We start from the raw sequence: 22,690 nt of genomic DNA, 5'->3' as shown, positions 1-22,690 counted from the left end.
TTTTTCCCCGCATTGTGCTTGCGCACCAGAACGAAGCAGACCTTGCCCGCTGTGCGCCCCATATAAGGGCCTGGGCCTTTTGGCACCTTTCGCGCCCGGGCACGCCCTCTTTTGGCACGATGCCTGGCGTGCGCTACGGCCAGTACAGACAGCAGCGGATGCATTTTCTGCTCCCGGCGCATGCTGTACAATCTGCGACCGATTCTGACCTTCGGTATTTTCAAGGAGCAAAACGTGCGTCTGGCGGAAATGGAAACTCTTGCGCTGAACATTGGTCTGGCACTTTTCGCCGCCTTTGTGTTTTTCATCATTTATGACCTGGCGAAGAAGTCCAACGCCGGCAAATTTGGCACCGTCATTCTCTTCGGTGCCCTGGGCCTCGGGCTGGCGGCCTTTCTGGTGAAGACGCTGGTGGTCGAAATGATGGGCGGTGGCCATATCTAGCCCGCACCGGGTAATCCCGCAACCAGGTGCGCTATAGTGTTCTGGTCATCAAGCAAGGACGAAATCCATGGATCCGATTAGCCTGATTCTGCTGGCCGCCGCCGTACTGCTGGTGCTGTACGGCATCTCGCTGTACAACAACCTGGTGCGCCTTAAACACAACGTGGCCAAGGCCTGGTCCAATATCGACGTGTTGCTCAAGCAGCGCCACGACGAACTGCCCAAACTGGTCGAAACCTGCAAGCAGTACATGGGCTACGAACAGCAAACCCTGGAAGCCGTGATGAAAGCCCGCAACGCCGTGGCCCAGGCACGCGAGTCCCAGGACATCAAGGCCGTGGGCAAGGCCGAAACCCAGATGCGCTTTGGCCTGGGCAACCTCTTTGCCGTGGCCGAGGCCTACCCGGATCTCAAGGCCAGCGAATCCTTTCAGCATCTGCAGGCCCGTATTACCGGCCTCGAAAGCGGCATCGCCGACAGGCGCGAGTTTTACAACGAGTCGGTGAACCTCAACAACATCCGCATCGAGCAGTTTCCGGATAACCTGGTCGCCGGCAAGTTTGGCTTCAAGGCCGCTGACCTGCTGGAGTTCGAAGAGGAACAGAAGGCCGACGTCAACATCAAGGCCCTGTTCGGCTGATGCTGCTGGATACATCGGCGCTGGAACTGCACGAAGTCGTTATTTCCCTGGGAATCAGTTGCGGCGTTGTTCTGGCCGGTTTCTGGCTGGGTTTTCGCTTTCTCAAGCGTTACCGCCTGATCGCCGACACGCCCACCGCCCGGGTGCAATCCGCCCACCAGGGCTATGTCGAACTGCAGGGCCAGGCTCTGCCGAGTCCCAACGGTGTGCTGCACTCCCCCCTTACCGGGCGTGAATGCGTCTGGTACCACTACAAGGTGGAGCGGGAAAAAGGCAGCGGCAAGAATCGCCGCTGGGTCTGCGAGCGCGAAGGTACCTCCGACGAATGGTTTCAACTGGATGATCGCAGTGGCGTTTGCCAGATTGATCCCGAGGGCGCCGAGGTCAAGGCCTCGGTACGAAAACGCTGGCACGGCCACACCCCGAGTCCGACGGGCGAGCCACCGGCGCATCGCCCCGGCTTTCGCTTTAATGTCAGCTTTGGCGCCAGGCGCTATCGCTACCAGGAAGAACTGATTCTGGAATACGAAAGCGTCTATGCCCTGGGCCGGTTTCAAAGCCTGGGGGGCGGACTCGATCAGCTGGACCACAGCAAAGAGACCGGCGAGATCATTCGCCAGTGGAAAGGCAACTACCCACAGCTGCTGGCGCGTTTTGACAGCAATCGCAACGGCCAGCTGGATCCGGATGAATGGCAACAGGTGCAGAGCCAGGCCCGCGACGAGATTCTGCAGCGCCAGAAGGAACTGCAGACCATGCCCACGGTACATGTGCTGATGCGCCCGGACGAGTCGGACCAGCCCTACCTGCTGTCCACCTACGATGAGGAAAAACTGGCCCGGCGCTATCGCTGGTTCGCCTACGGCAGCTTTGCCGCCCTGCTTATTGCCAGCTGGGTGGCCGGCGAGATGCTGCAGGCGCTGTAAGCCCTCGCGTCCTAAACCGGGCCGGCGCTATCGCCGGTTTGCCTGCGGCTGCTTTGCTGTCCTGTCGGCTACCTTATTGCCAGCTGGGTGGCCGGCGAGATGCTGCAGGCGCTATAGGACGCCCCGACGTTTTAGTCCGCCTGCTGTTGTGAGCGGACACGCAGCCTGTCGGCATCAATATGACGCAGCTCGCCACTGACCACATCCAGCTCATAGGCACGGCCAAAGCCGACAACATAGGTACCCGAGTGCGGCACCAGCGCCAGCAGATGGAAGTCCCCCAAAGTGCGCAACTGGGCGATAAGCGGCCCGAAGCGCGCCTCCATGAGCTGCAGAATCACCTCGTAATCCGCCGCGTGCCGATGAATTTCCTCAGCGCGACAGCGCAGCGTCAGGCGCTCGCGGGCAAACAGGTTGCCGGCCTCGGACTCCGGCTGAATCAGCATCACGGAGGCTTCAGGCTCGCGCAGCAGATTGCCGGTATGCGCCGCCAGCCTACTGACAAAAATACAGAATCGACCCTGTCCATCCTGTACAAAGGGCGCGTAACTGATATCCGCCCGCCCATCAGGGCCCAGCGTGGCCAGCGACAGCGTTGCCCGGGATTCAATCAACGCCCGGTAACCCGCCTGAATAGACGCCTGTTGTTGTGCTAGATCCACCTGCATCACCCGTCTTTCTTGAATAAAAATTACAAAACTCTGTTCAGGTTACTTTCACCCTGGCCGATATACTCTAGGTACAAGGGCGCCACTGGACAAGCACAGGACATTATCATGTCCCGTGCTGATGCAAGGGCCTTGAGTCACCTGATCGCGGAGGTTGTCATGAGCAGCCAACAACGTTTTATCCGCCACCCCGACGAAATCCCCCTCGAGCTGCAGCTCATCGACGCTCGTGAAGACAGCGCTCCCCCATCCATGCCGCTGAGCCTGGTTTGCAAATCGGCCGCCATGCTGGCCACCGGGCAACAGGTCAGCATCAATATCAGCGAGCTTGCCCATGCGTCGGCCATCAGGGGACAGATCGAATGGTGCCATGCCCATCACGATCACTACGAGCTGCACATTCGCTTCGCCAACGACGAACACGCCCAGCGCATGCGCATGTTCGAGCAGGTCTGCCATATCCGCCGGTACCGCCAGTGGGTGCAGGATCAGCAGGGGCGCAGCCTGAGCGAAGACGAGGCCGCACTGGAATGGATCGCCAAATATGCCGCACTTTTCCCATCGAATAACTTATAATCAGGCCCTTCAGGCTGGCTTATCAAGCCCCGATCTGTCGCCCGGCCCTGAGCGCTTGCCGCCAACGGTAATGGCTACACGGATCAGCAAGTCTTCCAAAGAACTCCGGCTACGGTAGGAAACAATGCAGCAGAAAGTCATTCGCGTCGGTGCAATCGAGATTGCCAACGACAAGCCCATGGTGCTGTTCGGTGGCATGAATGTGCTGGAATCCCGCGACCTGGCGATGAAAATCGCCGAACACTACGTCGACGTCACCAACCGGCTCGGCATTCCCTATGTGTTCAAGGCATCCTTCGACAAGGCCAACCGCTCATCCCTGGGTTCATTCCGGGGCCCTGGCCTGGATGAGGGCCTGAAAATCCTGCAGGAAGTCAAAAGCACCTTCAATGTTCCACTGATTACCGATATTCATGAGCCGGAGCAGGCCGCGCCTGCAGCCGAAGTCTGCGACATTATCCAGCTGCCGGCGTTTCTGTCACGCCAGACAGACCTGGTCAGCGCCATGGCCAAAACCCAGGCGGTTATCAATATCAAGAAGGCTCAGTTTCTGGCTCCCCACGAAATGAAGCACATTCTGCACAAGTGCGAAGAGGCCGGAAACGACCAGTTGATCCTGTGCGAACGCGGCAGCAGCTTCGGTTACAACAACCTGGTGGTCGACATGCTGGGCTTCACCATCATGAAAGAATTCGGCTATCCGGTGATGTTCGATGCCACCCATGCGCTGCAGATGCCGGGTGGGCGTTCCGACTCCGCCGACGGCCGCCGTGCCATGGTTGCCCAGCTTTCCCGCGCCGGCCTGTCCCAGGGTATCGCCGGGCTCTTCCTGGAATCGCACCCCGATCCCGAGCAGGCCAAGTGCGATGGCCCCTGCGCCCTGCCCCTGGCCAAGCTCGAACCCTACCTGGCCCAGATGAAGGCCGTGGACGAACTGGTCAAGAGCTTCGCTCCCCTGGATACCTCCGCCTGAAGCGCCTCTTGGCAGCGAACAGCAGCCGGCAGTAAAAAGCCAAAGCGCCGAGGGCGCTTTGGCTTTTTATCCACTTGCGAACGACTAGCGACCGCGTTCCAGCAATTCCAGCAAGTCGTCACTAAGCAGGTACGGGCTCTGCGTCATGCCCGCCATCGAGGCATTGCGACAGCCTTCCAGGGTCGGCAGGAACGACTCCAGCTTGCCGCTGACCGCCTGCGGCAATGTCTCGCGGGCCACATGCCTGATCAGTCCGCTCTCTACATCGACCTTTCCAAAGGTCGGGGTACTGCCTGGAAAAATGGTGTAGATGATACCGGTATCGGTAAGCTGCTTGGCAAAACGGCGGTTATTGATAACCACGATATGGTAATTGTCGCACTCGTACGACGGCGCTCCCGCGGCGGTGGCTTCAAGTACCTCCGTAGGATCCTGCGATGCATCCTCCAGCAGCCCCTGCTGCATGGCTTCGACATCAGCCCGCTGCTGCGCATATGCCCGTTCAACAGAATCAGCCTCATTGAAAGGTTGGTAAATGCCGACCAGCCCCTCCGGCAGATTGAAGTAGAGCAGGCCGCTGACGCACAACCCAATGGCAATACAGCATGCGTAGAGGTTAGGCATTGGGGCCCCCTTGCGCATAACTGCAGCGACCCAAGGCGACATGCCGCACGGTACGAAAACCGGTGACGACCCGGCGGCTGAAGCCCGCAGTGTCCGGATGGACGACAAAGTGCGCACGCAAGCTCTGGGGCCTCAAGCCACAAACATTTAAATCAGGGGAGTTGAGAACCGGCGCTGAGCTGCATGTTCTGGCACGGTGACGTGCGCAAAAGGCAATAGAGCACCTCGATAAACCGTAACGAGCGGGCTTAGAAGCAAGGCGCACGGCGCGCAGCGTATGAGGTATACAAAAGGATTCCGAGCACCGCGCAACGCAGCCTATGAGTCGCGCAGTAGGTTTTTCGAGTTGCCCTATAGTCTGCATCAGGTCTACATCCCTGTAACTCCGGCGGGCGCCTGTTGTGGCACGCCTGCGGATTCCAGATTGATCACACACGGGCACTTCTATGTGCCGCGTCTCTGCCTGTTCCTTGCCACGTTCCTGCCCCTGAAAGTCAGCCTTTACACTTTCTACAGTAGAAGGACACCAGGGTAACTGGCCTGCGCCGTGCAGCTGTAATACAAGCGTTTGAAGAATACCATTGCCGGCACTGAGCCGACATAGGCCTCTGTCCTAAAAACACAGGCCTGTGCCCCAAAATGGGTGTTGAATTCACAGGCCTAACCTGGGCTATTATGGGGGCTCGACAATCACAGGCAGGCAGCGAAACGGAGGCGCCCCTGAACAGGCCCGAATTACAGCTGACGCCAGGCCAGGTACTGGGCCCTGATCACCATCGTTTCCAGCTCGGTACGCGCCTGGACGCCCACCCTCTGGGAGAGCTCTGGCAGGCCAGGGATCTGAGCACCCGCCCGGAAACCCCGGTCACGCTGCTGCTAATCGCCCCGGAGTTGAAGGCCAACAGTGCCTTTGCCAATGCCTTCAAGAAGCAGATGCTGCTGAGCAAGGCGCTGCAGCATCCCCATGTCCTCGCCAGCTATGGCTACTTTCTCGACAGAAGTGGACAGCTGTTCAGCGCCCACGAGGCTGTCGATGGCCTCACTCTGGCGCAGCTGTTCGCCCGCGGCAAGGCGCGCAAGCTTGCAGAAGCGAAACAGCGTGCACTGCTTGCCCAGCTCGCCCAGGCGCTGGATGCCGGGCACCAGACGCTGCGCCAGCCACATGGCGCCCTGAGTCCGGCGCAAGTCTTTATCAACCGTCAGGGAGGCGTGAAACTGTTCGGCTTCGCCAGCCAGGAAGCCTTGCAGGCCGCCGCGAACCCGGACGACACGGCTGCCCGCTACCAGGCCCCGGAAACAGACGTACCGAGCCTTCTCAGCATTCAGTCGGATATGTACTCCCTGGGCCTGATCTGCCTGCAGTTGCTCAGCGGTTCCCTCCCGCCCCCTGCAGACAAGGACTCCCCGGGTCTCGAGCACCAGCCCAGGCCTGGAAAAATCAGCCCGGCGCAGTGGCGGCTGCTCCAGCAGGCGCTGGCAACTGAGCCCGGCAACCGTCCCAAAGGCACCGCCGCCTGGGTACAACAGCTATTCAGGCCCCCGGAACAGCCCGCTCCTCCATCCAAGGCGACAGCGCCAGCCCCCTCGGATACTCCCGACGACGGCAGTGCCGGACAGCTTTCCAGCCACTGGCAACGCTTCAGGGGCCTGCTGACGCCGAGCCGCCTGGCCGGTGGGGCGCTCTTTGGCGCCGGCCTCGCGCTGGGTGTCTGGCTGGGCCTCTGGCTCAGCCAGCCCTCGGTAAACCCGTTGCAGCAACAACTGCAGCGCCTGGCCGAGCAAAACGCCGAACTTTCAACAGCGCTGCAGGCACTCAAACAGGCCACAACTGCCGATCCGCTGGCGTCACAAGGCCCGCCCCCTCCCCTGGACGCTGACGCCAGTGCGGCTCCGCCCCCCCGCTTTCGTGGCGATCGCAATACCGAGGGAGGTTTTTTCCTTGATGCGCTCCAGCGGGGCGACTATGGGCCGCAAATGGTGCATTTGCCACGCGGAAGCTTTCTGATGGGATCGGATTCGCGCCAGAGTGATGACAACGAAAAGCCGGTACAGCAAATCTCGATCGATCATGCGGTTGCCCTGGCCCGGCACGAGGTGACATTCGAAGACTATGATCGCTTTGCCCAGGCAACAGGTCGCCCCCTTCCCGATGACAATGGCTGGGGAAGAGGCCGCCAGCCGGTGATCAATGTCAGTTGGGCCGATGCCAGCGCCTACGCGCAGTGGCTCGCCACCGAGACCGAGCAGCCCTACCGCCTGCCCAGCGAAGCCGAGTGGGAATACGCCGCCCGCGCCGGTACCCGGAGCCTTTACTGGTGGGGCGATGAACTTGGGACAGGATTTGCAGTCTGTGACGAATGCGGCAGCGAATGGGACGGCAAGCAACCGGCTCCGGTTGGCAGCTTGCAGGCCAACCCCTGGGGGTTATTTGACCTGAACGGCAACGTTGATGAATGGGTGCAGGACTGTTATGCCGACAGCCATGAGGGCGCACCCGCCAATGGCGCGGCCCGCGTGCAGGGTGGCTGCAAGTACCGCGTGATGCGCGGCGGCTCCTGGTTCGATATCGGCCGCCTGGTGCGCTCATCCAGCCGCTACCGCAATCCGCCCAGCAGCCTGAGATCCAGCTGGGGGTTTCGCGTAGCCGTGGACCTGCCGGACCCGGCGCCGTAACACTAACCCGCGATTGCGATCGCAGATATATCAAGGATCAGGCCGCCGGTAGATCCCGGGCCAGACCCAAAAAACATGGAGCACGTTGAATGAAAGCCCGCTACAGCGCCCCGGTCGCCCTCCTGGCCACCCTTAGCACCCCCCTCTTCGCGGTATCCCCCCTGAGCATTGATGCCAGTGCCCAGCAAGACCTGACGCTGACGGTCTACAGCCAAAACCTGGGGCTGGTGCGTGAAAGCCGCGCCCTGCCTGCCCTGGCACCGGGGCAGGCGGTCATCATCCAGGATGTCAGCCGGCAACTGCAAACCGAAACCCTGTCTATCAAGGGGGCCGGCCAGATTCTGGAACAGAACCTCAATACCAACCTGCTGTCCCACCATTCCCTGCTGCAGCACTACCTGGGCCAGGAGCTGCAGCTGGCCCGGCGCAACCCTGCCAGTGGCGATGAAAGCCAGGGGTCCGTCACCCTGCTGAGCATCGAAGGCGACCGCGCGCTGGTTCGCCGTGACCGCCAGGTTGAAAGCATCCCGCTGAACGCCGACTGGCGCTTCATCTTTCCAGAGCTGCCCGCGCACCTGAGCAGCAAGCCGAGTCTTGAGTTTCGCAGCCAGGGAACCCAAAGCCCTGCGCCTGCAACCTTCAGCTACCTGACAGGTGGCCTCAGCTGGCAAATGGACTACGTCATGACACTGGATAAAAGCGGCAAACAGATGTCCCTTGAGGGCCTCGCCACGCTGCACAATTCCACCGGAATCGACTTCGAAAATGCCCGCTTTCAACTGATGGCCGGGACCCTGAACCAGCCGGCACCGGAATCCTTTCGCAAGGCCAATCTCGCCATGGCCAGCATGGCCGCCGATAGCGGTGGCGCCCCCGAAGCCTTTGAGGATTATCAGCTCTATACCCTGCCCAACAGCACCAGCCTGCTGGATCAGCAGCAAAAGCAATTGCCGCTGGTAAGTACGGCCAGCCTGCCGGTCACGCGGGAATACCGCCATGAATTTCTCGCCATGCCGCGTCCCGACAACCAGCGCCACCGTACGGCACCGCAAACCTGGCTCAGTTTTGAGAACGGCGCCGATACGCCACTGCCAGGCGGCGCCGTGCGTACCTTTGCACCGGATGACGACGGCCGCCTGCAGTTTATTGGCGGCAGCCGGATCGACCATACCGCCACCGGGCAAGCCGTTGAACTCCTGCTTGGCGAAGCCTTTGACCTGAGCGTAGAGCGACAGCAGACCCTGCTCAGTAAGGAATATGACAGCTACCTGGCCGAGTACGAGGTGCTGGTCCGTAATAGCGGCAGCGAGGCCAAGCTGCTGGACCTGTCCGTCAATTTTGCCCAGCCCTGGACCCTGGAACACGCCAGCCAGGAAATGACACACAGCCGTGGCGGCCGCGCCCACTGGTCACTGGATGTGCCGGCCAAGGACAAAACGGTATTGCGGTTTCGCGTCAAGCTGAAGAACCCGACGCCGTAGATCAGGACAAGGGGCAAGGGGCAAGGGGCAAGAGTATTCCTTCCTCCTTTCACCTTGCCCTTTCACCTTGCCCTTTCACCTTGCACCTTTCACCTTGCTCCGTTGAGCTGCTGTTCCCAGCGTTCAGCCTCCTGGCTATCCGGTGCCTGTCCCAGCTCACCGTGGCGACAGGCATCCGCCAGCCGGCGCAGCGCCAGCGGATGCTGCTGCTCGGCGGCCTGGCGATAATAGTGCAGGGACCGGGCGGGATCTTGCGGAAAATGGTGTTCAAAGCCATTTTCGAAGACGCGCCCCATCTGGTAGCAGGCCTTGCTGTCGCCCTTGTCCGCGGCCAGTTGCAAATAGATGGCCCCCTGAATCCGGTTGGTGATACCTTCGCCGCGAAAGTGCAGCAAGTGGCCGTACACCGACAGCGCCTTGCGGTGACCCTGTTCCGCCGCCAGCCGGAACAGCTTCATCGCCCACCGGTGCCGGCGCCGCGATGAGCGGAACAGGCGCAGTCGAAAGAGACCATAGGCCAGCCAGAACACCAGCGGGGCCAGAATCTTCAGTATCAGCCGCATCCACTACCTCTCTTATTCATCCTGAATCCCGGGCAATAGCGCCCGGTGCCTGCCGTCAAAGCCTTTCACAAAGGGCCGCGGTTCGTTATAACTGTGCAACGGATTTTACCACCGCTCACAACGCAAGGATCACCATGAAGATCTACGAGGACAACTCTTTATCCATTGGCAATACACCGCTGGTGCAACTCACGCAGCTGGCGCCCAATGCCAAGCTGTACGCCAAAATCGAGTCGCGCAACCCGGCAGGTTCGGTCAAGTGCCGCATCGGCGCTAGCATGGTATGGGCGGCGGAGAAATCCGGCCAGCTCAAGCCCGGCATGACCCTGGTGGAGCCCACCAGCGGCAATACCGGCATTGCCCTGGCCTATGTCGCCGCCGCACGCGGCTACAAGCTGGTGCTGACCATGCCCTCCTCCATGAGCATTGAGCGCCGCAAATTGATGAAAGCCCTGGGGGCGGAGATCGTACTGACGGAACCGGCCAAGGGCATGAAAGGCGCCATAGCCAAAGCCACCGAGCTGGTTGAAAGCAACCCTGCCACTCACCTGATGCTGCAGCAGTTCGAGAACCCTGCAAACCCGCAGATCCACGAAAAAACCACGGGGCCTGAAATCTGGCAGGATACCGACGGGCTGGTGGACGTACTGGTTTCGGGCGTTGGAACCGGCGGCACCATCACCGGCGTATCACGCTACATCAAGCAGACCCAGGGCAAGGCCATTACCAGCGTCGCGGTAGAGCCGGTGGACTCACCCATTATCAGCCAGACCCTGGCGGGGGATGAGCTCAAGCCCTCACCACACAAGATTCAGGGCATCGGTGCGGGCTTCGTGCCTGGCAACCTGGACCTGGCCCTGGTCGACCGCGTCGAACAGGTCAGCAATGATGACGCCATCGCCACTGCCCGGGCGCTGATGGAACAAGAAGGTATTCTGGCGGGGATTTCCTGCGGCGCCGCGGTCTGTGCGGCACTGCGCATCGCCAATGACCCGGCATTCGCCGGCCAGCATATCGTCGTGATCCTGCCGGATTCCGGCGAGCGCTATTTGTCGACCGCGCTGTTCGAGGGCATGTTCAGCGACAACGAGCTGGTCCAGTAAACAAAAACGCCAGGGGCATGCCCCTGGCGTTTTTCTGGTGCTCGTACCTCAGTGAATCAGGCTGCGTATCTTGTCGCAGCTGGGGAAGCTTGACAGATGGTCGGCGTGCACCTTGCGGGTGCTGGACCGGATCACCGTATACCAGCTGGCCTTGCGTGCCTGCCCCTTGTAATGACCATCGACTTCAAAGCTCTCACCGTCTACATCCAGAACGGCGATTTTCCTGATCTGCTCTTTAATCTGCATCCGCCACTCTCCCGTTGTTATTGTCTTAACTAATCAGTTTAGCGTATCCCTGCGGATCACGCCCCGCCAGACTAGCAATGACAGATGACAAAACCGTGCCAGTTTTCCAACAGGTGGGTGACAGCCAGACGACAGCAATCGGATACATGCGGGATAAAGCCGGGGGCTCGAGTGGCCCATTCGGCTCAGGCAGGCCCCGTGGCCACCGGGCGCAGCGGCTCCTGGATCCACTCGCTCCAGGAGCCGGGATAGAGCCCGGACCCGACAAGGCCGGCAATCTCCATGGCCAGCTGATTATGGCAGGCGGTAACACCCGAACCGCACATGTGCACCACCTGGCTGGCGCTGCGCCCGCCCAGTAACGTGCTCCACTCATCCCGCAGCTGCTGCGGGCTTTTAAAGCGCCCCTGTTGCAGGTTGTCTGTCAGCGGGCGGTTAAGGGCCCCTGGCACATGCCCGGCCACCGGGTCGATCGGCTCCTGCTCGCCCCGAAAGCGCTCGCCACTGCGCGCATCCACCAGCACAAAACTTGCCTGCGCCAGGTTATCCGCGACCATCGCAGCGTCGAACACGCCCTCGCCTGACCAACACCCCTGCCAGCGCGGTTCCGATGTCACAGGCTTGGCCGGCAGCTCGACGCTCGGCACTGCACCCTCGCCCATCCAGGCATTGATGCCGCCATCCAGCACCGCGACAGACGCAAGCCCAAGCCCGCGCAGCAGCCACCAGCCGCGGGCTGCCATGGCGCCACTGCAGTCATCGTAGAGCACCACCTGCACATCGGGCTCAACACCGCAGCCGCGCAGCCGCGCTACGAGTCTTGCCATGTCCGGCAGGGGGTGACGCCCGGACCCCGCCACGACCGGCGCGGCGAGGTCTTCATCCAGGTCCAGGTAGTACGCACCCGGGATATGACCCTCCGCGTAGACGCGCCGGCCATACCCCTTGTCCGCCAGGCTGAAGCGGCAATCCAGCAGACAGCAGGCCGACGCATCTCCTGCCAGCAGCTGCCTTAGCTGCTGCGGGCTGACAATCGTGTTAAACATGGCGGCTTCCTTCAGCGTTTTGGCCAGTACCGAGTTAAGCGGTAAGAAAAACGGCCAGCTCTTCGTTCAGCACATCCAGTTCGTTCTGGGCTTTCTGGCGGGCCTTTTTCTTCAGACCCTCCACTTCGGCCGCTTTCTGCGCGATGATGGCCGCCGCCGCCGCGGCCTTGTCGTCGGCGCCGGAAACCTGGTCCAGCAACGGCTTGAGCTGCATAAGAATAGCCCGGCGGCGCCCTTCATCCACTCGCGCCTGCTCTTGCGCGGACTTTTCCTTCTTTTTGGCTTCACTCGCAGCCACCGGCGCCTGGTAGGTCAACGGGCGAATACCCGCGGCAATGCGTACCTTGTCCAGCAGAGGCGCAGCCTTGGCACGGGCTTTCTCGGCGCCCTTGTGCAGCTCCTGTTCAACATGCCCCAGATCCTGCATCAGCTCATTGTAGCGGCTGCGCGGCGCGCTGAGCTTGGCATCGAGGAATTCGAACAGCTGTTTCTTGGCATCTCCCCAGGCAATCCCTTCGAGGAACTGGCGCCGCATGGCCTCGATCTCACCGGCATCGGCAAAGCAGCTGTAAAGCTGAAAGATCGTGTTGCCATCCGGGTCCTTCGGCTCGCCGGGAGCACGCAGATCCGTGGTAATCAGGTTGATCAGCCGGCGCAGTTCATCGCTGGAGCTGAACAGCGGAATCGTATTGTCGTAGCTCTTGGACATCTTGCGTCCGTCGAGCCCGGGAATCAGCTGCGTATGCTCGTCCACCTGGGCCTGGGGCAGGTTGAACAGCGCCTCGTAGTTGTGGTTGAAGCGCCCGGCAATATCCCGCGCCATTTCGATGTGCTGAATCTGATCCTTGCCCACCGGAATGATATCGGCGTTAAACATCAGGATATCGGCCGCCATGAGGATCGGGTAGCTGAACAGCCCCATAGTTACACCGTCGTCCAGATCGCTGTTTCCCGCGTCCCGGTTGGCGTCGGTGGAAGCCTTGTAGGCGTGGGCCCGGTTCATCAGCCCCTTGGAGGTCATGCAGGTGAGTATCCAGGTGAGTTCGGTGATCTCCGGGATATCTGTCTGACGATAGTAGGTCGCTGAATCCGTATCCAGCCCCAGCGCCAGCCAGGTGGCCGCGATCTCGCGGGTCGAACGCGCCACGCGCTCAGGGTCGTGGCACTTGATCAGGGCATGGTAATCGGCCAGGAAGAAGTAGCTGTCCAGCGCCGGGTTGCGGCTGGCGTCGATTGCGGGCTGAATCGCACCCAGGTAGTTCCCGATATGCGGAGTACCGCTCGTGGTGATGCCGGTAAGTACGGTTTTTTTGGTCATGGCTCTGTTATTAACTCTTTAAAAGCCTGCAGAAATGGTTGGCCGCTATGATACACAATTCAGCGCCCGGGGGCGCCTTGGCGGGCGACGCGGCACTGCGGGCTTCGGCCTCCCGCGACGGGGGCCCCGCTTTGACTTTCCCCCGTGCCTGAACAAGACTCCAGAGTGCAGGCACAGAGCGATGCACCGGCCTGCTTGCACCCCCACCCAAGCTTGCATCGCGGGAGTTCAGCATGGATACCTCGCAACACAGCATGCATAACCTGTTCGAACAGCTTGGCCTGCCCAGCACCGAGCAGGACGTCGAGCAGTTTATTCGCATCCACCGGCTGTTCAGCCAGGACATCCGCCTTGATCAGGCGACGTTCTGGACGCCCGTGCAGGCCGCCTTTCTGCGCGAAGCCGTTGATGAGGACTCTGACTGGTGCGAAGTGGTCGATGAGCTCAACACCCGGCTGCGCAATTGAGCCAGGCCCAGCGTCGCCCGGCCCCGGGCAGCGCCCCGTTCAGCCCAGCAATTGCAGCAGCCAGAGTACCGCCATGCCACTGAGCAGGGTGTAGAGAATATTCTTCGTTTTCCATGCCACCAGGGCCGCCACCAGGGCTGCCAGGATACGGGGGTTCGCCAGGGTCAGTTCCGAGTCCGCCGCAGGGTATACCACCGAGGGCAGCACCAGGGCGGCCAGCACACTGGCAGGCACATAGGCCAGAGCCCGGTTCAGTACCGGCGGCAGGCGCAGCTGGCCGTGAAACTGGATAAAGGACAGGCGCAGCGCAAAGGTACCCAGCCCCACCGCCAGAAACAGCAACCACAGCTGCAGTTCACTCATGGTGCGCTATCCTCGCTAACCCGAGAATCGGTTTTTTCCAACCCTGCATCCGCGACTCTACGCGGGCGGCGACACTGGTAGTGCTCCACCAGCAAGCCCGCACCGATGCCGCAGAAAGATGCCACCAGCAGGCCCAGGTTATAGGCCATGCCTGTGGCCAGCACGGCCACCGCCCCACCGACACAGGCTGCCACCAGGCAAGCCCGGTTGCGAACCGACGGCACCAGCAGCGCCAGAAAGACCAGCGGGATGGCGAAATCCAGCGACCAGCTCGCCGGAATCTCGGCCCCCAGAAACACCCCGGCCATGACCGCCAGCTGCCAGGTCAGCCACATACTGAAAGCGGCGCCGGCAAAGAAATAGTGCCCGTACAGCGGCGCCTTGCCGCTCGAAAACTTCAGAATGCTCAACACATAGGCCTGATCGGACAGGACATAGGACATCGGCCAGGTCCAGCGCTTGGGCAGGCCGGCAAAGTGTGGTGCCATCGAGGCGCTGTACATAAGAAAACGCAGGTTGATCACCAGTGCCGTGACAATAATCACCAGCGGAAAGGCATCATTGCGCAACAGCTGCAGCGCCGCCATCTGGGCGGCACCTGCAAAAAACAGCACCGTCATGCCAATGGTCGTCAGCGGAGACAATCCCTGCTCGATCGCGGTGACACCGGTGACCAGCCCGAAGGGGATCACGCCCGGCGCTGCCGGCAGCAGCGCCCGGATACCGGCGTAAAAGGCTTCCTTTCCCGTTGTGTATTGCATAAGCGGCTCTTGAGTGAAGTGCGGCTTACTCTAGCATAAAACGCCCTGGCCACAGGGCCTCTGCGCGGCGCAGAAGACACCAGGCACTCCGGTGCCGAACACAGCCGCCACTGCGCTTTTTTTGCCCAGAAAATCTGCGTATGATCGGGGGCGAATTGAAGCCAAAGATGCCGTACCCATGCTGACAGTAATCTCCCCCGCCAAGACCCTGGATTTCGACACCCCGCCCACCATCGACCGCCATAGCCAGCCGGCCTATCTTGACCAGTCGCAACTGCTGATCGATGAACTGCGCACCCTGGCGGTACAGGATGTCGCCGAGCTGATGAAACTCAGCGACAAGCTGGCCAGCCTCAACGTGGCACGCTATGCGAGCTGGGACAGGCCCTTCAACGCAGACAACGCCAAGCAGGCGCTGCTGGCGTTCAAGGGCGATGTCTACACGGGCCTGGATGCCCAGAGCCTGTCGGCCGAGGACCTCGACTTTGCCCAGTCCCGGCTGCGCATTCTGTCCGGGCTCTACGGCCTGCTCAAACCACTGGACCTGATGCAGCCCTACCGACTGGAAATGGGCACCAAGCTGGGCAACAGCCGCGGCAAGGACCTGTACCAGTTCTGGGGCCCGCGCCTGACTGATGCGCTTAACCAGGAACTGGCGCAGAGCTCGCCGGTACTGGTAAACCTGGCGTCCAACGAGTACTTCAGATCCGTGCAGCCCAAGGCGCTGGATGCACGCCTGATCACGCCGGTGTTCAAGGACTGGAAAAACGGCCAGTACAAGATCATCAGCTTCTATGCCAAGAAAGCCCGCGGCCTGATGGCTCGCTACATCATCCAGAACCGCATTCAGGACCCCGAGCAGCTGCGCGCTTTCGATATCGACGGTTATCGTTTCGCGCCGTCCATGTCACAGGGTGATACCTGGGTCTTTATCCGCGACCACGCCTGAACACGCAGCAGAGGAAAACCATGCAACAGCGCACACTCGGTCCTTTTGAGGTTTCGGCCATCGGCTTTGGCTGCATGAGCCTGTCCCACGGCTATGGCCCCGGACCCGATGAGGACAGCGCCATCCGCCTGCTGAACCAGGCACTGGATGCGGGCCACACGCTGCTCGATACCGCCGCTCTCTATGGCTATGGCCAGAACGAAAGTCTGCTCGGCAAGGCGGTGATGCACAGGCGTGACGAGTTCGTGCTGGCGAGCAAGTGTGGCATTTTTCGCAACGCCACCGGCGAGCGGGAAATCAACGGCCGCCCCGAGGTTCTGAAAAAGACCTGCGAAGACAGCCTGCGCCGCCTGAAAACCGAGGTCATCGACCTCTACTACCTGCACCGCTGGGATAAACAAGTGCCCATCGAGGAAAGCGTCGGCGCCCTCGCCGACCTGGTAGATGCCGGCAAGATTCGCGCCCTGGGCCTGTCGGAAGTGTCGGCACAGACCCTGCGCAGGGCCCACGCCGAGCACCCGATCAGCGCCGTGCAGAGCGAGTATTCACTCTGGACCCGCGAGCCCGAAATCGCCGTGCTGCAGGCCTGCAAGGACATTGGCGCCGCCCTGGTCGCGTTCAGCCCGCTGGCCCGCGGCTTTCTGACAGGCAGCCTTGAAAACCCGCAACAGCTGGCTGAGAACGACCTGCGGCGCAGCATGCCGCGTTTTAGTTCGCAGAACTACCCGGCCAACCTCAAGCTACTGGACGAATACCAGCGCATCGCCCGCGAAGCGGGCTGCTCCATGGGGCAGCTGGCACTGGCCTGGCTATTGGCCCAGGATGAGCACGTGATTCCGATACCGGGTACCGGCAATAGCGCGCACCTGCAGGAAAACAGCCAGGGCGCCGGCATCGAGCTGTCGCCGGAACTTCTGCACCGGCTCGACGACCTGATCAACCCCCGCACGGTACAGGGAGCACGCTATAACGCGGCAACCCTGCTGGAAATCGATACCGAAAGGTTCTGAGCCGACGCCGGCCACCCGGGAAGGCGCGTTTCACGCCAGGCGCTCCCGGGCGAAGAACCACTGACTCGCCGCCACCAGCACAATCAGCAGATAAATGCGCGCCAGGTTATGGACGGTTACAAAGGTGGCGTCCAGCGACAGGGATAACGCCACCAGGCTCATTTCCCCCTCACCACCGGGGGCAAACGCCAGAAAGGCTGAAACCCGATCGATATCGGTTAGCCCCTGTACCAGCCAGGCCGCCCCCAGCGCAATAACCATCGTCAGTACAAAGGCCGCCAGACCGGTACCGACCCAGTGCCGCACCTGGGCCCAGCTCAGCGGCATGAAGCGGCACCCCACCGATGCCCCCAGCACCACCAGTGCCGCATCCAGCAGCAGCGGCGGCAATGTGCCGTGCACCAGTCCAGTGCCAAAGAGCACCGCTGTCGTCAGGGCGCCACCGGCCATTTCAGCGGCGGGAACCTGCAGCCTGCGCAGCAGCGCAATAACCACCACATTGGCCAGCAGCAAGCCCGCCACATCCGCCAGGCCCAGGGTTTCGTGCAGCACCTCCGGCTGGGGCCGCAGGTCACCGCCCAGCACGGACGCCAGCAGCGGCGCGCACATGACCAGCAGGAAAACCCGCAGTGACTGCAGCAAGGCAACCGTGCGCGAATCAGCCCCTGAGCCCTGGCTGGCCAGCACCAGGAAGCTCAGAGCACCAGGCGCTGCCGAGTAGAACGCCGTGGCCCAGTCAAAACGCCCCGCGTAACGATAGAACAGCGTGACGACCAGCGTCAGAAACGGCACATAGATCAGTACCAGCAGGAGTGAATAGCGCCAGTCCAGCAGCTGTTGCGCAATATCGGACGTCACGCCGGAGCCCAGGTAGACCCCCAGTACCGCCAGAAACAGATTGCGCAGCCCCGTCGGCACCGCCACATTCTTGCCAGCCACGGCCAGCCCGCCGGTCAGGCACATGGCCCCCAGCATCCAGGGCAGCGGAATGGCCGCGAGCCAGGCCAGATAGCCGCCCAGGGTTGCGAGCAGCAGAGTGATAAGGGTTTTACGCATGTCGGCCGGTCCTGGGCGAGAGTTCTGTGCCGCACGACGGCGACAACGAGCAGTGATAGGTCTGGATCCGGCATAAAAAAGCACCGCTGACATGATCAGCGATGCTTTTCCTGAAGCCGCCTGACACAACACCGTCAGGCGAAGGCTCTTATGACAAAAGGCTCTCCTTGGGAAAAGAGACAGCCTTCAGCGCCTGGCGCCCCCTGCGCTTTCCAGCATTTCAGGCCTGGACTCCACGTAGGTGAAGTAGACACTGCATTTGGCCAGCGAGCGTATACATGCATTCAGAAAGGTTTTCATTCATCGGACCCTTGTTATTTTTTTGGGCCCCGCCACCATGGCCGCGGGGCACTGGCGCAACTATATAATGGAATTTCGGGCGGTGCCAGCAGGTCGCACCCGATCGCCGGAGGTCACTGCAACCTTCAGCTGCGCGGCAGTTGCAGTTCGACTTCAAGACCGCCACCGGGGCGATTGCGCAGCCGGATTTCGCCGCCGTGGGCATGGGCGATGCTGCGGGCAATGGCCAGTCCCAGGCCGATACCGCCGGTATCCCGGTTGCGCGAACCTTCGAGCCGTACGAAGGGGTCGAACACCCGTTCAAGGTCCGCCGGTGCTATGCCCGGGCCCCGGTCCCGCACAAATATCTGCAGTTGCTGGGCGTCCTCGCGGATCTCAACCTCGGCGCTGCCACCGTAGTGACAGGCGTTTTCGATCAGGTTGCTCAGGGCACGGCGCAACGACACCGGCCGGCACAGGAACGGCATGCGCAGGTTGTCGTCATAGGTGATGTTCAGCCCCAGCGCCTGCAGGTCATCACAGAGGCTGCCGATCAGGGCCGCCAGATCCACATTGCGAGAGTCTTCCTGTACCGCATCCTCCCGCGTGAAGGCCAGGGTGGCATCGATCATGCCCTGCATTTCGCCGAGAATGCACAGCATCTTGTCCCGCTCGGGCCCGCCTGGCAAAAATTCGGCATGCAGGCGCAGGGATGTCAGCGGCGTGCGCAGGTCATGGGAAATAGCAGCCATCATCTGGGTGCGGTTGCGCACAAAGCGCTCGAGGCGCTCGCGCATGCGATTGAATGCCCGCATGGTATGGCGCATGTCCTGCGGTCCCTGCTCGGCGATGACCTCGGTGGTCTCACCCCGGCCGATCCGATCCGCCGCCTGAGTCAGGGCCGCCAACGGTGCCGTGACATGGCGCACGATCAGCACCACAACTGTCACCGTGAGGGCAAAGAGCCCCAACGCCACCAGCAGCGGGCCTATCCAGCTCGGCAGGTTGGTGGGGGACAGCAGTACCGCATTGAGCCAGAGACCATCGGGGCGCTGCAGCGAAACCGTCGCCAGCGGCAGTCCACCGTTGGCATCAAACAGCAGGTTCGGCCTGAGCAGGTTCTGCACCCAGCTGTAGCACCAGTAGTAGCGCGGGCTGATGGACAAGCGCGTTTGCGCCGGCGCGGTGCTCGCAAGATCCGCCAAACGCCGATACAGCGGATGGTCCGGCGCGGTGCGCTCGGCAGGACTCGCGGCAGCATCAGCCTCGATGGCGAAACGAAAACGGGTGCTGGTAACGGAGCTCAGCATCTGCTGATGCAGCGCCACCGGCGTATCGCTCAGCAGCCGCTCCATCGCCGCACTGCGCGAGACCAGGTCTTCCATCTGGCTGTGGCGCACAGCACGACTGCGTTCCTCGAAAAAAATGTACACCGTGGTGGCGTTGACGATACCCAGTGCCAGGATCAGCAGCACTATGACCCGCCCCGGCAGGCTCTGGCGCAAATAGCGCATCACCGTTCGGTTACCTCCACACTGAGCATGTAACCGCCGCCCCAGACCGTCTTGATCAGCACCGGATTGCCGGGATCCTGCTCGACCTTGCGCCGCAGGCGGCTCACCTGGTTGTCGATGCTGCGATCAAACACGTCGGCCTGGCGCCCCCGGGTCAGATCCAGCAGCTGCTCGCGACTCAGTACCCGGCGCGGATGGGCCAGGAAGGTGGACAACAGCTTGAATTCCGCCGTGCTCAGAGGCACCGCCACCTCGTCGTGCCCCACGAGTTCACGCCGGGCGACATCCAGCCGCCAGCCCGCAAAGCACAACTGCTCCACCGGGACAGCCTCGCGCTGCGGCGGCAGCGCCTCGGTGCGACGCAGCACGGCCTTGATACGGGCCAGCAGCTCACGGGGGAAAAACGGCTTGGTCAGGTAGTCATCGGCGCCCATTTCCAGACCCAGCACGCGATCGGTTTGCTCGGCCATCGCGGTCAGCATGATGATGGGGACCTGGCTGTGCTCGCGCAGATGACGACAGAGTGCCAGGCCGTCCTCACCGGGCATCATCAGGTCCAGAACCACCAGATCAATAGCGCTGTCTGCCAAGCGTTTTTTCATTTCCTGGCCGTCCCGCGCCGTGCTGACCCGCATCTCGTACTGCTCAAGATAGCGCGCCACCAGGTCGCGAATTTCCTGGTGGTCATCAACAACAAGGATGTGAGGCGTCGAGTTCATGCAATTTCGGTCGATAAGGGATTCTGGGCCAAGCTTACCCCCTGCTTCGGCCACGGGCGAACGGAAAATGTATCAAAGTATGTCAGCAGGAGCCGTTGCGACAAAGCGCGACAAATCACCCCCTGGCTGAAAAACTTTGTACACACAATGCGTGCTTAATGGGTGCTCTTACTGAATTTCATTTGCAAAGGCCGAGGCGCACGGATGTCATCGCTGTTGAATAACCCTGCCATACAGAGCTCGCTGCTCCCCCTGCTGCTGGCACTGGGCCTGACCGGCCTGATTCGCGCGGCATTCGGCCCGCAGCTCGGCGGGCGCCTTGCCTGCGCCGCGATCGCCATGGGCTTTATGGCCAGCCTGGTACTGATTCAGGCACCGGTATTCCCGCCGCGTTCGGCATCGCAGAAGCTGCCCTACCTGGTTGTGATCGCACTGGCGCTGGGCCTGGTGCTCGACAGCCTGAACCTGCGCGCCCGTGCGGTATCGATGGCGGGAATACTGCTGTCCCTCGGTGCACTGGGGTGGCTGCTGGGAAGTCGTATCGACCGAATCGACCTGGCCGGCTGGGCATTGATACTGGTGCTCATGGCCTTTGCCCTGCTGGCAAACTGGCGCATTACCGCAGCCGCGGACCGGATCGACGGCAGTATCATGCTGCTGCTTGCCAGCGGTGGCGTTGGCGCCATCAGCCTGGTCGGCGCCTCGGCCTCCATTGCGCAAACCGGTTTTGCCATGATGGCAGCCTGTGGCGGCTTTGTGCTGTGGAACTGGCCACGCCTGCGCTTTGCCCTGGGCGCCAGCGCCTCCTGTGTACTGATCACCGCACTGGTCGCGCTCTGTGCCCAGCTGCTGTTTTTCACCCAGGCCAGCGGCTGGGCACTGCTGATGCTTAGCCCCCTGTTGCTGATCGACAGGCTGCAGGCACAGTTGCCGGGGCTGAAAAATATCACTCATCCAGGACCCAGGGCACTTTGCCTGACGGTCCTGGGCGCGCTGATCTGTGCGATGGCGATCGCCGTGGCACTGCTGTCAGGCAGCCCCAGCGCCTCGGGCTACTGATGGCCCCAAGTGATCTACCGTAAAAATCCAACAACCCAAAGGATCTAGTCATGACGCTGAAATCCCTGCTCGCCACCGGCCTGCTGGCCGCCACCCTGTCCAGCACTGCCGTCCAGGCGGCCCCCGCCAATTACAGCATCGACATGGCCCATACCAGCGCCGTGTTCAATATCAATCACCTGGGCTTTTCCACCATGTTTGGCCGTTTCGGCCAGATGGACGGCACCCTGGTACTGGACACCGACAATATCGAAAACTCCAGCGTCAAGATGGTCATCGACACCGCATCGGTGACGACCTTCCACGAAAAGCGCGACGAGCACCTGCGTTCGCCGGACTTTTTCAATGCCGCCGAGTTTTCGGAAATGACATTTGAGAGCAGCAAGGTGACCAGGACCGGCGACAACACCGCCACCCTGGAAGGCGACCTGACCCTGCTGGGCGTCACCAAGCCGGTCGTGCTGGACATGACCATCAACAAGATAGGCCCGCACCCGTTCACCAAGGCTCCGATGGCCGGTTTCTCGGCCACCGGTACCATCAAGCGCAGCGACTTCGGCATGGGCTATGGCCTGCCCGCCATTGGCGACGAAGTATCCCTGCGTCTGGACGTTGAAGCCGCTCCGGAATAAGACGGCGCTGTCCTGCCTGTGCCGGCAAAGCATGTCGGTACAGGCAACCTGCGTATACCGCGCAACGGCACACCAGGCAGGCCCTGCTGGCTCAGGACGGTTTGCCCTTGCTTTGCTGCATGCTCATCTGCACGATGATGTTGTTCAGCTGGCGAATGCCCCGGGCCATTTCCCGTGACAGGTTGAGCAGCAACAGGCCAAAGGCTTCCGGCTCACTGATATGCAGTTCCAGGAACTGATCCGAGGATATCTCCACCACCCGGGTTTCCTCGCAGGCAACGGCCGTACCCACCCGGTCGTGCAGCCCGATCATGGCCACGAATCCCAACTCTTCTCCCCGCACATGATGACGCGAGAACGCATACTGTTCATCGCTGCAGATATACATCGACAGCTTGCCACTGATCACGACAAAGAAACTGTGAACCCGGTCGCCGGCCCGGAACAGCACCTCGCTCTTGTCGAGTTGCCACACCTTTCCTTCAGCCAGCAGCCGTTGCACCGTGCTGTCGGGCAAGGCGCCAAAGGTCGACATCTCCCTGAAATGACTCGCTCCCAATGTGTGCCAGAGTGCCTGGCCATCAATGGTTTTCATGCAAC

The 22,690-nt window shown here is 61.5% G+C and carries 25 protein-coding genes; 13 read left to right on the top strand and 12 right to left on the bottom strand.

Annotated features, from left to right (window positions below; all coding sequences use genetic code 11):
* Positions 1-180 precede the first annotated feature (180 nt).
* The 3 genes from KDW95_RS22305 to KDW95_RS22295 all read left to right on the top strand — a co-directional run bounded on the left by KDW95_RS22305 (position 181) and on the right by KDW95_RS22295 (position 2,010).
* Positions 181-444 carry a DUF2788 domain-containing protein gene (locus KDW95_RS22305; RefSeq protein WP_370646650.1) on the top strand — a complete coding sequence of 88 codons (264 nt, stop codon included), beginning with the start codon at positions 181-183 and terminating at the stop codon, positions 442-444.
* Positions 445-511: 67 nt separating this feature from the next.
* Positions 512-1,084: a LemA family protein gene (locus tag KDW95_RS22300; RefSeq protein WP_255853969.1), complete on the top strand. Its 573-nt coding sequence runs from the start codon at positions 512-514 to the stop codon at positions 1,082-1,084.
* Positions 1,084-2,010, top strand: a complete 927-nt coding sequence (locus KDW95_RS22295) for an E3 ubiquitin ligase family protein (RefSeq protein WP_255853968.1) — start codon at positions 1,084-1,086, stop codon at positions 2,008-2,010. Before KDW95_RS22300 ends, KDW95_RS22295 begins: the two co-directional genes overlap by 1 nt.
* A gap of 131 nt (positions 2,011-2,141) precedes the next feature.
* On the opposite strand, the gene KDW95_RS22290 is transcribed toward KDW95_RS22295, so the two are convergent.
* Complete coding sequence (locus KDW95_RS22290; RefSeq protein ID WP_255853967.1) at positions 2,142-2,672, bottom strand: HugZ family pyridoxamine 5'-phosphate oxidase; 531 nt, start codon at positions 2,670-2,672, stop codon at positions 2,142-2,144.
* Between the two features lie 165 nt (positions 2,673-2,837).
* On the opposite strand from KDW95_RS22290, the gene KDW95_RS22285 reads away from it, so the two are divergent.
* Complete coding sequence (locus tag KDW95_RS22285; protein WP_255853966.1) at positions 2,838-3,254, top strand: hypothetical protein; 417 nt, start codon at positions 2,838-2,840, stop codon at positions 3,252-3,254.
* A gap of 124 nt (positions 3,255-3,378) precedes the next feature.
* Positions 3,379-4,227 (top strand): 3-deoxy-8-phosphooctulonate synthase, encoded by an 849-nt coding sequence (gene kdsA, locus KDW95_RS22280; RefSeq protein ID WP_255853965.1) that lies wholly within the window; start codon positions 3,379-3,381, stop codon positions 4,225-4,227.
* 84 nt (positions 4,228-4,311) lie between these two features.
* Here the strand turns inward: kdsA and KDW95_RS22275 are convergent, their stop codons facing one another.
* Complete coding sequence (locus KDW95_RS22275) at positions 4,312-4,851, bottom strand: hypothetical protein (protein ID WP_255853964.1); 540 nt, start codon at positions 4,849-4,851, stop codon at positions 4,312-4,314.
* A gap of 675 nt (positions 4,852-5,526) precedes the next feature.
* Here KDW95_RS22275 and KDW95_RS22270 point away from each other — a divergent pair.
* Positions 5,527-7,524, top strand: coding sequence for an SUMF1/EgtB/PvdO family nonheme iron enzyme (locus KDW95_RS22270; protein ID WP_255853963.1), 1,998 nt, complete (start codon positions 5,527-5,529; stop codon positions 7,522-7,524).
* Between the two features lie 89 nt (positions 7,525-7,613).
* Positions 7,614-9,005, top strand: coding sequence for a DUF4139 domain-containing protein (locus tag KDW95_RS22265; protein ID WP_255853962.1), 1,392 nt, complete (start codon positions 7,614-7,616; stop codon positions 9,003-9,005).
* 89 nt (positions 9,006-9,094) lie between these two features.
* Here the strand turns inward: KDW95_RS22265 and KDW95_RS22260 are convergent, their stop codons facing one another.
* Positions 9,095-9,568: a tetratricopeptide repeat protein gene (locus KDW95_RS22260; protein ID WP_255853961.1), complete on the bottom strand. Its 474-nt coding sequence runs from the start codon at positions 9,566-9,568 to the stop codon at positions 9,095-9,097.
* A 134-nt stretch (positions 9,569-9,702) separates the two neighbouring features.
* On the opposite strand from KDW95_RS22260, the gene cysK reads away from it, so the two are divergent.
* Positions 9,703-10,671 carry a cysteine synthase A gene (cysK, locus tag KDW95_RS22255; protein ID WP_255853960.1) on the top strand — a complete coding sequence of 323 codons (969 nt, stop codon included), beginning with the start codon at positions 9,703-9,705 and terminating at the stop codon, positions 10,669-10,671.
* A 48-nt stretch (positions 10,672-10,719) separates the two neighbouring features.
* Here cysK and KDW95_RS22250 read toward each other — a convergent pair whose 3' ends face one another.
* The 3 genes from KDW95_RS22250 to trpS all read right to left on the bottom strand — a co-directional run bounded on the left by KDW95_RS22250 (position 10,720) and on the right by trpS (position 13,281).
* Positions 10,720-10,917 (bottom strand): hypothetical protein, encoded by a 198-nt coding sequence (locus KDW95_RS22250; protein WP_255853959.1) that lies wholly within the window; start codon positions 10,915-10,917, stop codon positions 10,720-10,722.
* 185 nt (positions 10,918-11,102) lie between these two features.
* Positions 11,103-11,963 carry a sulfurtransferase gene (locus KDW95_RS22245; RefSeq protein ID WP_255853958.1) on the bottom strand — a complete coding sequence of 287 codons (861 nt, stop codon included), beginning with the start codon at positions 11,961-11,963 and terminating at the stop codon, positions 11,103-11,105.
* A 34-nt stretch (positions 11,964-11,997) separates the two neighbouring features.
* Positions 11,998-13,281: a tryptophan--tRNA ligase gene (trpS, locus tag KDW95_RS22240; RefSeq protein WP_255853957.1), complete on the bottom strand. Its 1,284-nt coding sequence runs from the start codon at positions 13,279-13,281 to the stop codon at positions 11,998-12,000.
* A 233-nt stretch (positions 13,282-13,514) separates the two neighbouring features.
* On the opposite strand from trpS, the gene KDW95_RS22235 reads away from it, so the two are divergent.
* Entirely contained in the window at positions 13,515-13,748 is a 234-nt protein-coding gene (locus KDW95_RS22235) for a DUF2789 domain-containing protein (RefSeq protein ID WP_255853956.1), read from the top strand.
* Between the two features lie 39 nt (positions 13,749-13,787).
* Here the strand turns inward: KDW95_RS22235 and KDW95_RS22230 are convergent, their stop codons facing one another.
* A complete protein-coding gene (locus KDW95_RS22230; RefSeq protein ID WP_255853955.1) occupies positions 13,788-14,111 on the bottom strand; it encodes an AzlD domain-containing protein in 324 nt (107 codons plus the stop codon).
* Positions 14,108-14,872: an AzlC family ABC transporter permease gene (locus tag KDW95_RS22225; RefSeq protein WP_255853953.1), complete on the bottom strand. Its 765-nt coding sequence runs from the start codon at positions 14,870-14,872 to the stop codon at positions 14,108-14,110. The genes KDW95_RS22230 and KDW95_RS22225 overlap by 4 nt, the downstream gene beginning before the upstream one ends.
* A gap of 178 nt (positions 14,873-15,050) precedes the next feature.
* Here KDW95_RS22225 and yaaA point away from each other — a divergent pair, with 178 nt between their 5' ends.
* The gene (gene yaaA / locus KDW95_RS22220; protein WP_255853951.1) at positions 15,051-15,821 is read left to right on the top strand and encodes a peroxide stress protein YaaA; all 771 of its coding nucleotides are present in this window, start codon (positions 15,051-15,053) and stop codon (positions 15,819-15,821) included.
* Between the two features lie 20 nt (positions 15,822-15,841).
* On the top strand, positions 15,842-16,831 hold the full coding sequence (locus KDW95_RS22215) for an aldo/keto reductase (RefSeq protein WP_255853950.1): 990 nt from the start codon (positions 15,842-15,844) through the stop codon (positions 16,829-16,831).
* Between the two features lie 30 nt (positions 16,832-16,861).
* On the opposite strand, the gene KDW95_RS22210 is transcribed toward KDW95_RS22215, so the two are convergent.
* From KDW95_RS22210 to KDW95_RS22200, 3 genes are all read right to left on the bottom strand, one after another.
* On the bottom strand, positions 16,862-17,887 hold the full coding sequence (locus KDW95_RS22210; RefSeq protein WP_255853948.1) for an AbrB family transcriptional regulator: 1,026 nt from the start codon (positions 17,885-17,887) through the stop codon (positions 16,862-16,864).
* Between the two features lie 425 nt (positions 17,888-18,312).
* Positions 18,313-19,680 carry a sensor histidine kinase gene (locus KDW95_RS22205; protein ID WP_255856553.1) on the bottom strand — a complete coding sequence of 456 codons (1,368 nt, stop codon included), beginning with the start codon at positions 19,678-19,680 and terminating at the stop codon, positions 18,313-18,315.
* Positions 19,680-20,399 carry a response regulator gene (locus tag KDW95_RS22200; protein ID WP_255853947.1) on the bottom strand — a complete coding sequence of 240 codons (720 nt, stop codon included), beginning with the start codon at positions 20,397-20,399 and terminating at the stop codon, positions 19,680-19,682. Before KDW95_RS22200 ends, KDW95_RS22205 begins: the two co-directional genes overlap by 1 nt.
* A 204-nt stretch (positions 20,400-20,603) precedes the next feature.
* Here KDW95_RS22200 and KDW95_RS22195 point away from each other — a divergent pair, with 204 nt between their 5' ends.
* Positions 20,604-21,458, top strand: coding sequence for a hypothetical protein (locus tag KDW95_RS22195; RefSeq protein WP_255853946.1), 855 nt, complete (start codon positions 20,604-20,606; stop codon positions 21,456-21,458).
* A gap of 50 nt (positions 21,459-21,508) precedes the next feature.
* Entirely contained in the window at positions 21,509-22,090 is a 582-nt protein-coding gene (locus tag KDW95_RS22190; protein ID WP_255853945.1) for a YceI family protein, read from the top strand.
* Between the two features lie 91 nt (positions 22,091-22,181).
* Here KDW95_RS22190 and KDW95_RS22185 read toward each other — a convergent pair whose 3' ends face one another.
* Positions 22,182-22,685, bottom strand: a complete 504-nt coding sequence (locus tag KDW95_RS22185; protein ID WP_255853944.1) for a Crp/Fnr family transcriptional regulator — start codon at positions 22,683-22,685, stop codon at positions 22,182-22,184.
* Between the last annotated feature and the right edge of the window lie 5 nt (positions 22,686-22,690).

It is taken from the genome of Marinobacterium rhizophilum (assembly GCF_024397915.1).
GTDB classification, from domain to species: domain Bacteria; phylum Pseudomonadota; class Gammaproteobacteria; order Pseudomonadales; family Balneatricaceae; genus Marinobacterium_A; species Marinobacterium_A rhizophilum_A.
Note: the sequence above shows the minus strand (reverse complement) of the source record. Positions and strands in the feature narration are given on the sequence as shown.

Excerpts from the sequence above, each read along its gene's own strand:
- KDW95_RS22225 (WP_255853953.1), bottom strand. The coding sequence starts at position 14,872 with ATGCAATACACAACGGGAAAGGAAGCCTTTTACGCCGGTATCCGGGCG.
- KDW95_RS22245 (WP_255853958.1), bottom strand. The coding sequence starts at position 11,963 with ATGTTTAACACGATTGTCAGCCCGCAGCAGCTAAGGCAGCTGCTGGCA.
- KDW95_RS22265 (WP_255853962.1), top strand. The coding sequence starts at position 7,614 with ATGAAAGCCCGCTACAGCGCCCCGGTCGCCCTCCTGGCCACCCTTAGC.
- KDW95_RS22215 (WP_255853950.1), top strand. The coding sequence starts at position 15,842 with ATGCAACAGCGCACACTCGGTCCTTTTGAGGTTTCGGCCATCGGCTTT.
- KDW95_RS22205 (WP_255856553.1), bottom strand. The coding sequence starts at position 19,680 with ATGCGCTATTTGCGCCAGAGCCTGCCGGGGCGGGTCATAGTGCTGCTG.
- KDW95_RS22270 (WP_255853963.1), top strand. The coding sequence starts at position 5,527 with ATGGGGGCTCGACAATCACAGGCAGGCAGCGAAACGGAGGCGCCCCTG.
- KDW95_RS22235 (WP_255853956.1), top strand. The coding sequence starts at position 13,515 with ATGGATACCTCGCAACACAGCATGCATAACCTGTTCGAACAGCTTGGC.
- KDW95_RS22250 (WP_255853959.1), bottom strand. The coding sequence starts at position 10,917 with ATGCAGATTAAAGAGCAGATCAGGAAAATCGCCGTTCTGGATGTAGAC.
- KDW95_RS22260 (WP_255853961.1), bottom strand. The coding sequence starts at position 9,568 with ATGCGGCTGATACTGAAGATTCTGGCCCCGCTGGTGTTCTGGCTGGCC.
- KDW95_RS22305 (WP_370646650.1), top strand. The coding sequence starts at position 181 with ATGCTGTACAATCTGCGACCGATTCTGACCTTCGGTATTTTCAAGGAG.
- trpS (WP_255853957.1), bottom strand. The coding sequence starts at position 13,281 with ATGACCAAAAAAACCGTACTTACCGGCATCACCACGAGCGGTACTCCG.
- KDW95_RS22295 (WP_255853968.1), top strand. The coding sequence starts at position 1,084 with ATGCTGCTGGATACATCGGCGCTGGAACTGCACGAAGTCGTTATTTCC.
- kdsA (WP_255853965.1), top strand. The coding sequence starts at position 3,379 with ATGCAGCAGAAAGTCATTCGCGTCGGTGCAATCGAGATTGCCAACGAC.
- KDW95_RS22185 (WP_255853944.1), bottom strand. The coding sequence starts at position 22,685 with ATGAAAACCATTGATGGCCAGGCACTCTGGCACACATTGGGAGCGAGT.
- KDW95_RS22230 (WP_255853955.1), bottom strand. The coding sequence starts at position 14,111 with ATGAGTGAACTGCAGCTGTGGTTGCTGTTTCTGGCGGTGGGGCTGGGT.
- KDW95_RS22210 (WP_255853948.1), bottom strand. The coding sequence starts at position 17,887 with ATGCGTAAAACCCTTATCACTCTGCTGCTCGCAACCCTGGGCGGCTAT.
- KDW95_RS22275 (WP_255853964.1), bottom strand. The coding sequence starts at position 4,851 with ATGCCTAACCTCTACGCATGCTGTATTGCCATTGGGTTGTGCGTCAGC.
- KDW95_RS22200 (WP_255853947.1), bottom strand. The coding sequence starts at position 20,399 with ATGAACTCGACGCCTCACATCCTTGTTGTTGATGACCACCAGGAAATT.
- cysK (WP_255853960.1), top strand. The coding sequence starts at position 9,703 with ATGAAGATCTACGAGGACAACTCTTTATCCATTGGCAATACACCGCTG.
- KDW95_RS22190 (WP_255853945.1), top strand. The coding sequence starts at position 21,509 with ATGACGCTGAAATCCCTGCTCGCCACCGGCCTGCTGGCCGCCACCCTG.
- KDW95_RS22300 (WP_255853969.1), top strand. The coding sequence starts at position 512 with ATGGATCCGATTAGCCTGATTCTGCTGGCCGCCGCCGTACTGCTGGTG.
- yaaA (WP_255853951.1), top strand. The coding sequence starts at position 15,051 with ATGCTGACAGTAATCTCCCCCGCCAAGACCCTGGATTTCGACACCCCG.
- KDW95_RS22285 (WP_255853966.1), top strand. The coding sequence starts at position 2,838 with ATGAGCAGCCAACAACGTTTTATCCGCCACCCCGACGAAATCCCCCTC.
- KDW95_RS22195 (WP_255853946.1), top strand. The coding sequence starts at position 20,604 with ATGTCATCGCTGTTGAATAACCCTGCCATACAGAGCTCGCTGCTCCCC.